The organism is Pseudomonas sp. 6D_7.1_Bac1, assembly GCF_025465945.1.
Taxonomy (GTDB): Bacteria; Pseudomonadota; Gammaproteobacteria; order Pseudomonadales; family Pseudomonadaceae; genus Aquipseudomonas.
In genome coordinates this window covers 71,030-84,182 of record NZ_JANLNW010000011.1, presented here as the reverse complement: position 1 = coordinate 84,182, position 13,153 = coordinate 71,030, and the positions used below count along the sequence as shown (strand labels likewise).

Genomic DNA, 13,153 nt, shown 5'->3' with positions numbered 1-13,153 from the left:
GTAATGACTGGAGGTTTTTTATATGTGCTTGCAGGCGGACATCAGGTTAAGGCTGACAGCGCTCTGTGCTGGCGCACCAGCTGCTGACGATCAATCTTTCCATGCAGCGTCATGGGGAAATCCTGACAAAAAAACAGGGATTTCGGGATCATGTAGGCGGGTAACTGTTCTGCGAGGAAATGGCGTAATGCTTCACGGTGGGTAGCGTTGTCATCGCGTAACTGAATAAAAAGCTGCAGGTCGATGATTTTGCCCTCTTCTTTTATCGGCACCACGCAACATTGAGTGACCTCCACAGAGCGACAAACACTGCTTTCAATTTCGGCCAGCTCAATACGGTTACCGTGCAATTTCAGTTGGCTGTCATCCCTGCCGTAAATAAACAGGGATTGATCTTCATCCAGAAATCCCCGATCACCGGTGGCGTAATAGCGTCCGAATTCATCCTGGCTGAATGCGTCGTTACGTGGGTGGTCTTCAGGCAGGTAACCCAGTGATACTTGTGGGCCGTACAAGCGCACTTCACCCATTTCTCCAGGTGGCAGGCTGCGGCCATCGGCATCCACAATCCTGATCCGGTTCAACCCGCAGATTCCGCCAAGGGACAGCAGGCCTGCGTTATGCTGGGGCGGCTGGCCAAGAGAGTACGTATGGGTCATACAGGTGGTCTCGGTCGGGCCATAACCGTGCATCACCTCCAGACCAGGGAATCGAGCCTGCAACTGGGTAACCAATCCCAGCGAGGCGCGCTCACCGGCAATAAAGAACCTCGTCAGTTCCGGAAACTGCTGCGGGCTGAACAAGGGATCCTTCAACATCAAATCAACAAAGCTGGGAGTAGAAAACCAACTGGTGACAGGGCATTCCGGTTGGGACGACATCAGGCGGATATTTTGGCGGGGCAACACATTGTGGCGATGATCCAGCATCAGTAAGGCTCTCCCCTGGCACAGCACCGGGAAGAGATCCAGTATTCCCATGTCGAAGGAAAAGCAGGCATGGTTCACATGGCATCCTTGTGCGACATCGTCGTTGACCAGCGGGCTGTACCACGCCGAGAACGCAGCGAAGTTCTCATAGCTGACTTTGACGCCCTTCGGTTCACCGGTACTACCCGAGGTGGGGAGAATATAAAAGACCGGCTGGGTCAATTCAGGTTTGAGTGGCAGTGACGCCGGGTCGCCATTTTCCAGGGTCGACATGACCCAGTGTGGCCAACGATCCAGACCTTCCAGCTTCTGTGTCGTCGCCGTGAGGATCAGCTCGGTTCGGGTCATGCTGGCAATCTTTTCAATCCGCGAAACGGGGTTGGCTTGATCGACAAAGGTAAAGCAACATCCCTGGCTGATACACGCCAGCATGGCGGCAACGGCATCCAGTTGCTTATGGCCGTGAACCAGCACGTTACGGCCTGCCCACGGCGCGAGCGCCTGGGCAATGGCGGCGGTGCGCATGCCCAGCTCGGCAAAGCTGTAAGTGCCTTGCTGGTTGATCAACGCTGTGGCGCTATGCTGATATTTCAGCCGCTCAAACAGCGGTTTGATTTGCGATAAAAACATATTTTTCTCCGTTGTCCAAAGCCAGTTGCCGGGCAGCTGAACGATCCAGTTTGCCGTTATGATTCAGTACGGTATGAGGTGTGCTGTACCAGTAACGTGGAATGGCCCACGGCGGGAAATGGGCTTGCATGGCGTTGCCAAGCTGTGACAACTCGCAGGTTGCATTGAGGATCACGCAGGCCTGGATCGCCTCTGCGTTGCCCTTGCGCCAATACGGCTCCACCACCACATCAGCGACCAGGTTGCGGTCGCGCAGGAAGTGTTCTATTTCGTGCAGGTCAATGCGGTGTCCCTGTATCTTGACCTCGCCATCTTCCCGCCCCAGGAAGTAGTACCAGGTGCCATCAAACAGGCCGATATCACCGGTGGCGTAAGTGGCTTGCCCATCCTGCCGGCTGAAACTGGCCTGACGCGCAGGCGCTGCATTGAGGTAGCCAGGGCCGACACACTCACCACTGATCAACAGTTGCCCTCGGCCCGAGGCGTCCACGGGCTGGGCGAGGTGCAGTACCGCGCCGGGCCTGGCGCAGCCAATCGGCAGGGGCAGTGGCGAAGCCACCATGTCCGGGGTGATCACCACTTGTGAAGCCGCCACCGTACATTCGGTGGGGCCGTAGGTATTGATCACTTCACTGCCTGGAAAGCGTGCCCATAACTGGGTGACGATCTCTTTGGGCAGCGTTTCACCGCAGAAGATAAAACGCCGCAACTGCGTCAGTGTCCGGGCATCGAAGGTCGGGTCCAGCAGGTAGAGACGCATCATCGACGGCGTGGATACCCAGCAGGTCAGTGCCATTTGCGCATGTTGGGCAATCATCTTGCGGGTGTTGATCAACTCTCGATGATCGAGCACGGACAGTGGTTGCAGAAACTGCCAGGCCAGCCAGATTTCAAACAGGCAGACATCGAAGCAGTAGCGCACATTTCCCGTGATGGCCCCGTCCAGCGCAAAGTCGCTGCGTATCCAGGCCACGAAATCGACCAGGTTAGACAGGCTGATTTGAATGCCCTTGGGCTCCCCGGTGGTGCCCGAGGAAAACATGATGTAGGCCAGCGGGGTTCCGGTCGCGTTGGCGAACCGCCGGCGGGTGCCGTCGAGTAAATGGCGCAGCGCCGCGTCATCATGGCGCTGCCAGGGCAAGGCGGCGAGGGCAATCACCCTGGCATTTGCGGCGAACAGTGGCAGGGTATCCGTGTTCAGGATCAGGCTTGCCCCGACCGCATGGGCAATACGTTCCAGCCGCTCGGGAGCGTTATCCGACTCAACCGGCACAATCGGACAACCGCACAGAATGCAGGCCCACCAGGTCGCCAGAAAATCGAAAGACTTATGGCCGTAAACCAATACCGGCGCCAGGGGGCTCTCGCCTCGAGGCTGCTGGCGGACTATTTCAATGGCGATATCCTGCGCACGCTGACTGAGCGCCGCATAGCTGTACGTCAGTGAATGGTGGCGCCAGGCGGTATGGGGTTGATCCTCAAAGCGCATAAACACCGATATGAGCTCAGACCAGGCGTCCATTCATGCCGCCCGGCTGGCGAGCTGAAGTTCAATGAAGTTCGACAAACTGCCCACGGTTTCGAAGTGCTGGAATTCCAGCGTGGCAGGGTCGAGCACCAGATCCTCGATGCGCTCTTCAAGGTACATGATCAGTTCGATATACAAACCGCTTTCAAATCCCAAGTCGCGCTCCAGATGGGTCTGGGCACTCAGTTCCGAGAGGTTTGAACTTTCCAGGACCAGTCCGATGGCTTCAATGATGGTTGGCGTATGCATGGTGACTCCCTGTTTGATGTGTACACGCGACGTTGAGGTTGTTTTGCTGGCGCGGCAGGAGGGCGGATAACTGGCCGCGGTCAACTTTCCCATTATTGTTTTTGGGTAAAGCTTCACTGAAGTAATAGCGGTGAGGCCGTTTATAGGCTTCGAGATGGGTCTGGCAAAATGCCTTGAGCTGTACGGTGTCCAGGGGGGCTGTGCACTCGATACATGCCACGATTTCGTCGCCGTAGATGGGATGGGCGACGCCAATCACCGCGACCTGCAGCACCCCCGGCATACGTTTGAGTACGCCCTCGACTTCCCGCGGGGCGACTTTTTCGCCATTGGTTTTCAGAATGTCATCTTTGCGCGACAGGAAATAAAGCAAGCCCTGCTCATCCAGCCGGCACACGTCGCCGGTGTAGAGGACCGATTCGCCGGGCAACGGGCCTGGCCGCAGCTTTTTCGCGGTCTGCTCCGGGTTTCGCCAGTAGCCGCGCATCACGGTTGCCCCACGGATCACCAGTTCGCCGGTGGCATTGCTGCGGTGCGCCACGCCGTCTTCATCCACTACCCAGAGTTCGGTATTCGGGATGGCGTAGCCCACGCTGTCTTTATGCCGGGACAACAATGCAGGGGGAAGCCAGGTGCAGCGATGGCACTCGGTCAGCCCATACATGGAAAAAATCTCAGCTTGGGGGAAGAGTGAGAGCAGCAGGTCTATATCGCTGGGGTGCAGGGCCGCCGCGGTGTTGGTGATTTTGCGCAGGGAGGAGAAGTCATAGCGTTTGGCCAATGGTGCAATGATCGCCAGCAGCGTGGGAACAATCGGCAGGACGGTGGCTTTGTGCTTGACCAGCTGTTTAAGGGCAAAGAGCGGACGGCTGAAATCCTTTTCGATAATCAGCGTTGCGCCCACCTTGGCCGTCATGATCGCTTGATACAGCCCGTAGTCGAAGCTCATGGGGATCGTGCAGAAAATCCGGTCGCTGGCCGCCAATTGCAAATAGGTGGCGACAGAGTCCGCCGCGCTCAGCATATTGCGCTGGGTCAACATCACCCCTTTGGGGGCGCCCGTAGAACCCGAGGTGTAGATCAGGCAGGCCAGGTCAATATCCAGCGCACCTCGAACAGGCAACGGTATGGCCGGTGCGAGTGCCGCTATTTGTTGCAGGGACAGCAGTGGCGAACCGCTCTCTTGCGCGCCGGGCGCTTGATCAAACAGCACCTGCAGGTCAGGGTTGCCGGGTGCCGCTGCCAGCGCAGTGGCCTGCCCGGCCTGGGCGATCAACAGGTGTGACGCTGCGTTGTCGAGTAACCAGCCGACCCGTGCCAGCGGTGTATCCGGATTCACCGGAACAAACACGGCCTGCAAATATTGCACGGCCCAGAAGCAGACGACGAAATCCACCCCATTGGGCAGCCATACCAATACCCTGTCGCCGCGTTCAACCTGCTGCTGACGCAAGTAGGCGGCGGTATTGAGCACACGTTGATGGAGTGCGGCCCAAGTCACTGCATGCTCACCCTCGATCAGCGCCGTTTTCTCAGGGAACTGGTGTGCAGCCAGCACCAGCCATTGGGTCAAATGGGTTGTGCTCATGTCTCATCCTCATTATTCAATTCAAGAACGATGGCTGCAAAAGTGCCGGCGATGCCGGACGCCAGGGCCAGAATGGGGTGAACGGCGATAGAGTTATCGCGGTGCGCCAGCAGGCTTTTCAGGTTGAGGAACGCATCGCTGCAAAAGCAATGTCCCAGTTGGTAGAGATGACGACGGTAGATGATGTCCCGGGCAAAACCTGCGCCGTCGGCAATCCTGTCGAAGGTGGGCGGGCTGATGTGGTACGGGATCAGCGTACGCAGCTCTTGAGGGCGCCGTCCTGCGTGCTGCAGCGCGGTGTGCACGGTCTCAAGCATGGTGGGGATAAAGGCGTGATCGTAAGCGTTTTCACTTTCGCGATCCGTCGCGCGCATACGTGTGCCGTAGGCGGGCAGTTGCTGGACATGCACGGCACTCAGGCGCAAGGCGCTGGGCGAGGGATTTGCGCTGAGCAGGGTCGCGCAAAATGCTTCGCCGAAATAGCCATTTTGATCGACGTATTGCACGGTGTCGTGGAAGCATTTTTCCCCGGTGATCAATAGTGCACAGACGTTATCCTGACTGGCGTGAGCCGCAGATATTTTAGCTTTAAGAAATTTCAGCCCGACCAGCGCTGATGCACACGACGCTTGCGTGACAGAGAAAAACTCAACCTCCGAGCGACCCAAAAACATACGCAGGTCGCTGGCCAGAGCGGGGGCAAGGTCAAAAGGGCTGGGACAATTCAGTGAGTGGGCCCAGGCCACATAGCCAATTTGTTCAAACAGTACCGGGTCACACTCAGCCTTGAACTGTTGCAACAGCCGCATGATCAGATCAGGCAACGCATCCAGCTCAAACAGGCTGGCCGACTCCATCCGATGAAAGCGGCCAAAGATTTTATTGTTGCGTTCACCCCAGTCATATTTTTCCGCCAGGGCAGACAGTGGGGTGAGGTTCGCAGCGACCAGGCTGGTTATCGTGTGGATATACATTTTAGGCCTCCGCCACGAAGCCCGCGCAGACTAGATACTTACCCTCCGGCAGCACCAATAAAATACGGTTGCTGTCCGTCGCAAGTTCTTTTAACCGGACCCAGGGGGCTGAAGAGAGTAACGCCTCATCCCAGCTCTCGATGCGGTTAGTTGCCAGCTGCGCATGCTGCCGCAACTGTCCGGCAAAACACGGGGTGGTCAGAATCACCAGCGGCAGTAATTCTTCCTCGGAAGTGAACATATCCAACGTGGCGAGCAAGGCATCCAGTGCCTGGCGGGTGGCCGGGAAAGGGACTTTTCGATAGTGTTTAAACGCAATACTTCCGGATTGGCCTGCGGTATGTTCGCCTCGCAAGCTGCGCAACATTACGACACAGGCGCTGGCCGTAGGGCTGAAACTGGCCAGGCAGGGGCTGCTATACAGGATGGCATCCTGGTCGGCGATCATCAGTAAGGCCTTTTTCTCATGGCTGCCTCGGTCCATGTCGTCGAGATAATCCTCAATGACTTGTAGCGCTAGAAAAGTACTGCTCAGACCATGATCGCTGATGGCAATACCAAAGGCGTCGTGGGAACCCGTCTCATAAATAATGGCATTGGTCACCGAACATCCGATCTCTACGTCCGGCGTCCAGTGGGTCAGCACCACCAGATCCAGGTCATTGAGTAAAATCTGGTTTCCCAGCTCCCCGACCAATTGTTTCAGCATCGTCCTAAACGTCTGGTTTTGTGCGGCGTACCAGCGGAAGGCATGATGGTCCTGGGCCTGACCCGTATGGCCATGTGAATGGAAAAAGGCGTTGACGAAGTCCTTCACTTTTTCTATTTGCCCGTCGTCTACGGCGGGCGCATCGTTATTCCTTTCAAACTGACGCCACAGGATATGAGATGCCGCAAACTCCAGGGACATAGGGATTCCTTCAGGAGTTGGCCAAAGGCAAACGCTGGCACACCTGGGGGGCCAGCATTGTGTCTACGCTATCTGCCGTGCGGATCAGAAAGGCCTGGTCATTTTCGACAAGCACTTCTGCCGGGTGACCGAAACTTAAAAAGCCCACCGGTGATGCACTGGCACCATAGGCACCGGAGTGCCCGATACCGATCAGATCCCCCGAACGAAGCTCGGCGAGCATGATGTTTTCGCCCAGTAAGTCAGTGGGCGTACACAGGGGGCCGGTCACTTGATAACGATGCTGGTCGTTATGCCGAGATGGGCCAAGGCGCGCCATCGGGAAATTTCGACGGATCAATGAGTTGATGCCAGCAGCACTGCCGTGGCAGTTGGCACCACCATCACACACCGCAAACCACTCATCGCGGGAAGGCTTAAGGTAGTTAACCCTCGTGACAAAAATGCCCGCCCTCGCGATCAGGAAGCGGCCTAGCTCAATAACGATTTTGCAGCGTGGAAAACACTGACGGTAGTCGTTCACGACAGGCAGCAGTGCCTCTCCCAGAGCGGCCAGATCGAGTGCTTTTTCTTTGTCAAAATAGCGCACCCCAAAGCCACCACCCACATCAACAAAGTCGAGGTTTATTTCATATGTATGCTGAAGCGTGGCGGCCAGTGTCAGGATATTTTGCGTATTGTTGGCAAGCGCCTGCCAGTCAAGAATCCGGGTGCCGAGATAAATATGGATCCCTGCCAGACGCAGCTGCGGAAGCTGCCTGAGACCGGCAAAAGCCTGCGGCAGTAGCTGTTCATCAATACCAAATTGCCGGGGTTTGCCGCTCATCACCAACTTGGCTTTTTCGCCGCTGAAGTCGGGGTTGATACGCAGGGCAATGTTCTGGGTTACCCCCAGGCCGGCGGCAATATCATTGAGTAAAACCATTTCTTCGATTGATTCGACCACCACGGCTTTAATGCCGGCAAGGCAACACTGCGTTAACTCATTTATATGTTTGCCTGGCCCGACGAAAATAATATCGCCCGGCGCCACACCCTGACGTAATGCAATTTCCAACTCCACCAGGGAACATACTTCGCAGCCCGTTCCTGCCTGGTGCAATAGAGCAACCAGCGCTTTGTTCGGGTTGGCCTTGAGGGAGTAGAAATAATCTATCCCCTGGGGAAGCGTGCGTTTAAGCTCGGCAAAATCTGTTTTTATCTGTGTGGCACTGTACGCATAAAAAGGCGTGGGCACTTTATCGGCCAGTAGCTGATAGGGGATGTCTTCAATTTTGTCGGTGTGGATATATTGACTATCAGGAGCAAAAGCTGACATGGCTGAATTTTCCGTTTAATAACGATTCGATTCGATTGATATCTTTAAAGTTGTCGAACAGATCGTCATCGAGAATATCGAAGAAACTCTCGGAATTACCTGCGGTGTTGTCGACCCATTCACCAATTTCTGAGATAAGGCCGACTAGATGTATGGAGTCCAATAGTCCCTGCGGACCGTAGATTTCCGCGCCGTGGTTTATGGCCTGTAACTTATCTTGGTCAACGCCTATGTTTTCCAGCGATGAGAGAATGAATGCCCGTGCCGTTTTTGGTGAAAAGCTCATGAATTTGACAGCCCTTTAAACGTCGTAAGAGTGATCATATCCTTGGCGGACACTGAGATTTGCTTGAGATTGCAACGGAAATTCTCCCTGAATTCATAGAGTAATCTATGGTCACCCCCATTTTTGCAATACTGATTAACGGGCGATGTGATTGGCTTGCTTAAATCTATCCGGCGTCTATTTGGGGCATGCCCCAGCGCCACGATGAGAGTCGCGCCTGGTAATCCTTAAAAGTGCATCGGCTTCGAAAGCCGATATTCTATACAGGCTCTTTACCAGGCCGGTTGGCCGTTTACGTCATCCATTATTCAGCTATCGCAAAACCTGGAGGGTGGTTCGTGGTACAGCAACAACAGCAGGGTTAGGCAGCGGCGCGTGGGTGTCGGAGCGGTACAGCACCTTGTGTTCCGGGAGCGAGTGAGTGGTGCCCAAGGGGGCGATAACGTCGGCTTTGAAATGAACCGGGCTTTCCTGGATCGGCTAGTCTGGCAACCACGTATAAGTTCTTGGGGCGGTTTTATGTTGTAACGGCGGCGGATGATAAAAATTATACCAATACTGTGAATTTGAGTGGTGACAGCCGGGGTTATGGAGGCATAGTAGCCTATGATAAAACCGGTGATGGGTATCTGGGTTTTGCGTTGGGCTCCCGCGCCAACACCTCTCTTACCTTTGTGACCAATACGGCTGGGACACTAGCTTGGATGAACGGTACCGCCACGACGGGTACCGGGCGGCCGACGGGCACTGGCACGGTGAATAACTACGCGGAAGTATCTGCGGTTGACCTGAAAAACAACGGCATGGTGGACATCATTGAACACACCAATGCCAGTGGTAACTTTGCCCTGATAACCTTTATGAATGACCAGTCAACCACGAACTCCTTTGTGTTGAGGAGCCTGTCGGGGGTATTTATCACGCCTGTCCTCGCTACTGGGACCGCTGTGGCCATGACTTGGGCCGATTTTAATAACGATGGCTTTATGGATTTGTACCTGAACAAAGGACGGGACGTGATCAATGCCTCTGACAGTAACGCGAGTCGTATTTACTGGAATGATGGTCATGGTGGTTTTGCCACTGCCGCTGGAACCACTGGCGGGACGGCGACGTATTTTACCGATAATTTGAACGGCTCTGGGTCTCTGGCTATCGACTGGAATCACGATGGCAAGATGGACGTGATTGAAGTGTCTGCGTATGGTATAAGCGGCAATATCGCGCTGTATACGAATCAAGAGGGTAGGGTGTTTAGCCTAGGAGCGAATCTCTCAACACTCGTACGAAGTGAATTTCTTGGCGTCACCCCTTGGGACTTTAATTGGGGTGGTGCAGTTGATTTGATGGTAAATGCTGACGCTGCTATTCACTTGCCTTATATAATAAATAACAATCCGGTCACCGACGGAACCAGTTTGCATTTACAAATTTTCGATCCTGATGGCTTGAATGTCTATTGCGCAAGTACCGTTCAGTTGTATAACTTTTCGGGGGTGTTGGTCTCTTCTAAAATAATAAACCCACAAGGTGGTTTAACCACTAATAACTCTTCTGCTTTAGTGTACTTCTATGGCCTCAGTGCTTTGGAAACCTATACCGCAGTGTTGCTAAACAGTGTGAGCACTGTGAACGGCGTGAGCGGTACGTCCAGTGATGTGGGCGGACAGGCGACTTTCGGTGGCAACACCATTGAGAACGTCAACGCCACCTGGACTGGGTTAACCGCCACTTTGGCGACCCACAACTATGTATTGTCCGCCGAAGCCGGTAGTCACAGCGCTAATGGCAACTTCATTGGCACCGGCTATAACGACACCTTCTTTGCGACGGCAGGAGCTGACACCTATAACGGTGGTGGCGGCTGGCTGAATCATTTCGGGACACCGGCGTGGGTGATTGGCGGGGGCGAAAACATTCTGGACTTTACCCTGGCCGGCACCACGTCGATCACCGTGAATCTGAATACCACCACCGTGCAGAACACCGGTTTTGATACGGTGACCTTGACCAATATCGAAGGATTGATTGGGGGCGCGGGTAACGACAACTTGACAGCCAACAGCACCGCGAATGTGAACTCGTTTCTTGATGGGCGCGGAGGGAATGATACCTACACCATCAGCAGCACGGGTGGGCATGCGATGTTGAGCTTCACCAACCTCACCAACCTCAACAACAGTGACGCGAGCGGCGACAACGGCAGTGATACGGCGATTGGGTTCACGATGGGGAATACTACGAGCGTAGCCTCTGCCAGTGTCATTGACCTGAGCGCGTTACTGCATGGCTACACAGGCACCGCCTATGTGTATCACGATACGACGACCAACAAGAATGTGTTGGATAAAGCGTCAGAGGGGCTGATGAATTATTTGAGTGTCACGAATGATTGCACCAACACCCATATCAGCATAGATCGCGACGGTACGGGCGGGACGTTTACGCCGACAGTTGTGCTGACGCTTAATAACGTGGTGACGGATTTGGAGACCTTGATGGTTAATCATCAGCTGATTGTCTAAGACGGTAGGGGGGAGCGGTGTACCAGGCGTCGCTCCATCCGTTGTACAAACACTGCGTTGGGTGGTTAAACCCAGCTTATAAAAATATCAAATTTAGTGGTAGGAGTTCTATATGCGCAGGGATTCGGATGTGTCTTCGGTGTACTCAAGAAAAACTAAAGATGTTCTTATTATAAGCCAAGCGCACAGTTTAGTCCCTAAATTAGCTATTTTGTTGATGGCCATGCAGCCAGCTTTCGCATGGTCCGCTCACGAGGAGACCTTACAAACGCTCAATGTAAGCGATACTTCGTTTTTGACCCCGGAAGCCGCAATAATTTTGGCGTACGCACGTAGTCCTGCGCTTAGTAAGGCTTTTTCGCAAATCAAGAAAGGTGAGGCGCAGAAGGATGAGGCGAAAAGCGCTTATTACCCACAGGTTAGTCTGTCAAATAGTTACAGTCAACGTGGTGAATATGTATATGGGCCGCAGTTAAAACAGCTTATCTATGATTTTGGGAAAACTACGGGATCTATAAAGAATCAGACCTATCTCACAGAGTCTTATCGTAATGACTTGATGAGTGCAGTTACTGGGGTGACGGGCGATACGTTGTTGGCGTATTCTAGCGTTAAGCGTTATCAAGATATTGTCCAAATCACTAAAAAGATGATCGCCTCTTTAGAAAATGTTAAGGGGATTGCAGAGTTGAGATTGAATGCGGGCCTGAGCTCGTCGTCTGATGCTTTACAGGCGGCAAGCCGCGTAGCTGCCTTAAATACAACTCTAGAGCAATACCGTAATCAGTTAGACAATGCAAAAGTCAATCTTGCGCAATTGACTGGCAAGAACGTGGATTCTTTAGCGGATCTTCCCGTTGCGCTTTTACAGGAACTCCCGCAAAAACAAAACATGATTGATTATGGATCAATTCCCTCTGTGCGATCAGCCATTGCACAAGAAAAAGCTGCAGATGCTGTACTCGGTGCGACTAAGGCGCAACACATGCCTACCTTTAGCTTTAATGCTTCTCGTCTTCATCAATATCAGCGTGATTTTAATAACTCAATTCCAATCTGGGAAAATCAGGTCGGCGTGTCAGTTGACTTGCCGATTTACCAGGGGGGTGCTATCTCCGCTCGTATACTACAGGCGTATGAGGCGTTGGACTCCTCAAAAGCGAGTGTTAATCAAGCGTGGTTGGATGCAGAGCAAAAAACCGCAACCGCTTTGAGTAATTGGCACGGAGCAGACTCTCGCGTTCGCACCAGTGTTTATCAGGTGGATATTGCAAATCATACCCGAGATGTATACCAGAATGAATATAAGCTGGGTTATCGGAGCTTGAATGATTTACTCAGCGTGGAACAGGACGTTTTTCAGGCATTAAGCAGTAGCTCTTCGGCTAAGTTTGATCGATATGATGCGGCTATTAACTATGCGGTGGTACAGAATACGCTGCTTCAGCTGCTTGGAGTAGACAGCCCTTCCGAACAGGCCTTGCCTGATCTTTAAATGAATGTGCGGGCCTGGCTATTCTATGGAAGTTAGCCGGTTACTAAATAAGCACGACCGTGACCATAACTAAGTGTCTAAGGAAGGTCTAAAGTACCCACCGATTTTTCATGCCCTCGCTACTTGAGGTTCAAAAAATCATGAGTCGGTCGAAAAACAGACCTTTCCTGTCTTTAACTCTTGGCTCGTTCCTCTAATCGGTATGCGATCCATGAACCACACCTACCGCTAGACTACCGCCTCGTTTACCGTGGCATCTTTGGCGAGCAGTTCCATGGCAATAGTGCTTCGTAATCCGCTACCGACTGCACATGTGGCAGCCTCTCCAGTACGTGGCGCAGCCACGTATAGGGCTCCTGGCCGTTGGCTTTGGCGGTCTCGACCAGACTGTAAAGTTGAGCGCTGGCCGTCGCGCCTTTGGGCGTGTCGCTGAACAGCCAAGCCTTGCGCCCGATCACAAACGGCTTTATCGCTCTTTCGGCGGCGTTGTTGTCGATCGGTAAAAACCCAGCCTCCACGTAGCGCTCCAGCAGGGTCTTAAGCTCGCCCTGGTTGTACATGCCCAAGCGATGGAAGTTGCCCCAACTGGGGATTCCAAACAGGTTGTAGATAACTACAGTGGCATCACGCTCGCTGGCCAGGCGCTTGTCGCCGGTCAACTTCTCGGCAGCCTCTTCGGCGTCGTCTCGATCATCGTAGGTGTTGAGGAGCTTCATGTGAA

The 13,153-nt window shown here is 53.7% G+C and carries 10 protein-coding genes and 1 pseudogene; 2 read left to right on the top strand and 9 right to left on the bottom strand.

Features of this window, described 5'->3' with window-relative positions; all coding sequences use genetic code 11:
• Positions 1 to 41: 41 nt before the first annotated feature.
• The 8 genes from NTD87_RS03765 to NTD87_RS03730 are packed head-to-tail and all read right to left on the bottom strand — an operon-like array spanning position 42 to position 8,412.
• Positions 42 to 1,559: an AMP-binding protein gene (locus NTD87_RS03765; RefSeq protein WP_262111978.1), complete on the bottom strand. Its 1,518-nt coding sequence runs from the start codon at positions 1,557 to 1,559 to the stop codon at positions 42 to 44.
• Complete coding sequence (locus NTD87_RS03760; RefSeq protein WP_262111977.1) at positions 1,528 to 3,081, bottom strand: AMP-binding protein; 1,554 nt, start codon at positions 3,079 to 3,081, stop codon at positions 1,528 to 1,530. The genes NTD87_RS03765 and NTD87_RS03760 overlap by 32 nt, the downstream gene beginning before the upstream one ends.
• The gene (locus NTD87_RS03755) at positions 3,082 to 3,336 is read right to left on the bottom strand and encodes a phosphopantetheine-binding protein (RefSeq protein ID WP_262111975.1); all 255 of its coding nucleotides are present in this window, start codon (positions 3,334 to 3,336) and stop codon (positions 3,082 to 3,084) included.
• Positions 3,314 to 4,924 (bottom strand): class I adenylate-forming enzyme family protein, encoded by a 1,611-nt coding sequence (locus NTD87_RS03750; RefSeq protein WP_262111973.1) that lies wholly within the window; start codon positions 4,922 to 4,924, stop codon positions 3,314 to 3,316. Before NTD87_RS03750 ends, NTD87_RS03755 begins: the two co-directional genes overlap by 23 nt.
• Positions 4,921 to 5,898: a 3-oxoacyl-ACP synthase gene (locus NTD87_RS03745; RefSeq protein ID WP_262111972.1), complete on the bottom strand. Its 978-nt coding sequence runs from the start codon at positions 5,896 to 5,898 to the stop codon at positions 4,921 to 4,923. The genes NTD87_RS03750 and NTD87_RS03745 overlap by 4 nt, the downstream gene beginning before the upstream one ends.
• A 1-nt stretch (position 5,899) precedes the next feature.
• On the bottom strand, positions 5,900 to 6,808 hold the full coding sequence (locus NTD87_RS03740; protein WP_262111970.1) for a hypothetical protein: 909 nt from the start codon (positions 6,806 to 6,808) through the stop codon (positions 5,900 to 5,902).
• A gap of 10 nt (positions 6,809 to 6,818) precedes the next feature.
• Positions 6,819 to 8,126, bottom strand: a complete 1,308-nt coding sequence (locus NTD87_RS03735) for a type III PLP-dependent enzyme (RefSeq protein ID WP_262111969.1) — start codon at positions 8,124 to 8,126, stop codon at positions 6,819 to 6,821.
• A complete protein-coding gene (locus tag NTD87_RS03730) occupies positions 8,107 to 8,412 on the bottom strand; it encodes a hypothetical protein (RefSeq protein WP_262111967.1) in 306 nt (101 codons plus the stop codon). The genes NTD87_RS03735 and NTD87_RS03730 overlap by 20 nt, the downstream gene beginning before the upstream one ends.
• 506 nt (positions 8,413 to 8,918) lie before the next feature.
• On the opposite strand from NTD87_RS03730, the gene NTD87_RS03725 reads away from it, so the two are divergent.
• Positions 8,919 to 10,937, top strand: coding sequence for an FG-GAP repeat domain-containing protein (locus tag NTD87_RS03725; protein WP_262111965.1), 2,019 nt, complete (start codon positions 8,919 to 8,921; stop codon positions 10,935 to 10,937).
• A 112-nt stretch (positions 10,938 to 11,049) separates the two neighbouring features.
• The gene (locus tag NTD87_RS03720; RefSeq protein ID WP_262111964.1) at positions 11,050 to 12,432 is read left to right on the top strand and encodes a TolC family outer membrane protein; all 1,383 of its coding nucleotides are present in this window, start codon (positions 11,050 to 11,052) and stop codon (positions 12,430 to 12,432) included.
• A gap of 245 nt (positions 12,433 to 12,677) precedes the next feature.
• Here NTD87_RS03720 and NTD87_RS03715 read toward each other — a convergent pair.
• Positions 12,678 to 12,962: pseudogene (locus tag NTD87_RS03715) on the bottom strand (transposase domain-containing protein); the annotation flags it as partial.
• Positions 12,963 to 13,153: the final 191 nt, after the last annotated feature.

Excerpts from the sequence above, each read along its gene's own strand:
- NTD87_RS03755 (WP_262111975.1), bottom strand. The coding sequence starts at position 3,336 with ATGCATACGCCAACCATCATTGAAGCCATCGGACTGGTCCTGGAAAGT.
- NTD87_RS03720 (WP_262111964.1), top strand. The coding sequence starts at position 11,050 with ATGCGCAGGGATTCGGATGTGTCTTCGGTGTACTCAAGAAAAACTAAA.
- NTD87_RS03735 (WP_262111969.1), bottom strand. The coding sequence starts at position 8,126 with ATGTCAGCTTTTGCTCCTGATAGTCAATATATCCACACCGACAAAATT.
- NTD87_RS03740 (WP_262111970.1), bottom strand. The coding sequence starts at position 6,808 with ATGTCCCTGGAGTTTGCGGCATCTCATATCCTGTGGCGTCAGTTTGAA.
- NTD87_RS03760 (WP_262111977.1), bottom strand. The coding sequence starts at position 3,081 with ATGGACGCCTGGTCTGAGCTCATATCGGTGTTTATGCGCTTTGAGGAT.
- NTD87_RS03745 (WP_262111972.1), bottom strand. The coding sequence starts at position 5,898 with ATGTATATCCACACGATAACCAGCCTGGTCGCTGCGAACCTCACCCCA.
- NTD87_RS03730 (WP_262111967.1), bottom strand. The coding sequence starts at position 8,412 with ATGAGCTTTTCACCAAAAACGGCACGGGCATTCATTCTCTCATCGCTG.
- NTD87_RS03765 (WP_262111978.1), bottom strand. The coding sequence starts at position 1,559 with ATGTTTTTATCGCAAATCAAACCGCTGTTTGAGCGGCTGAAATATCAG.
- NTD87_RS03750 (WP_262111973.1), bottom strand. The coding sequence starts at position 4,924 with ATGAGCACAACCCATTTGACCCAATGGCTGGTGCTGGCTGCACACCAG.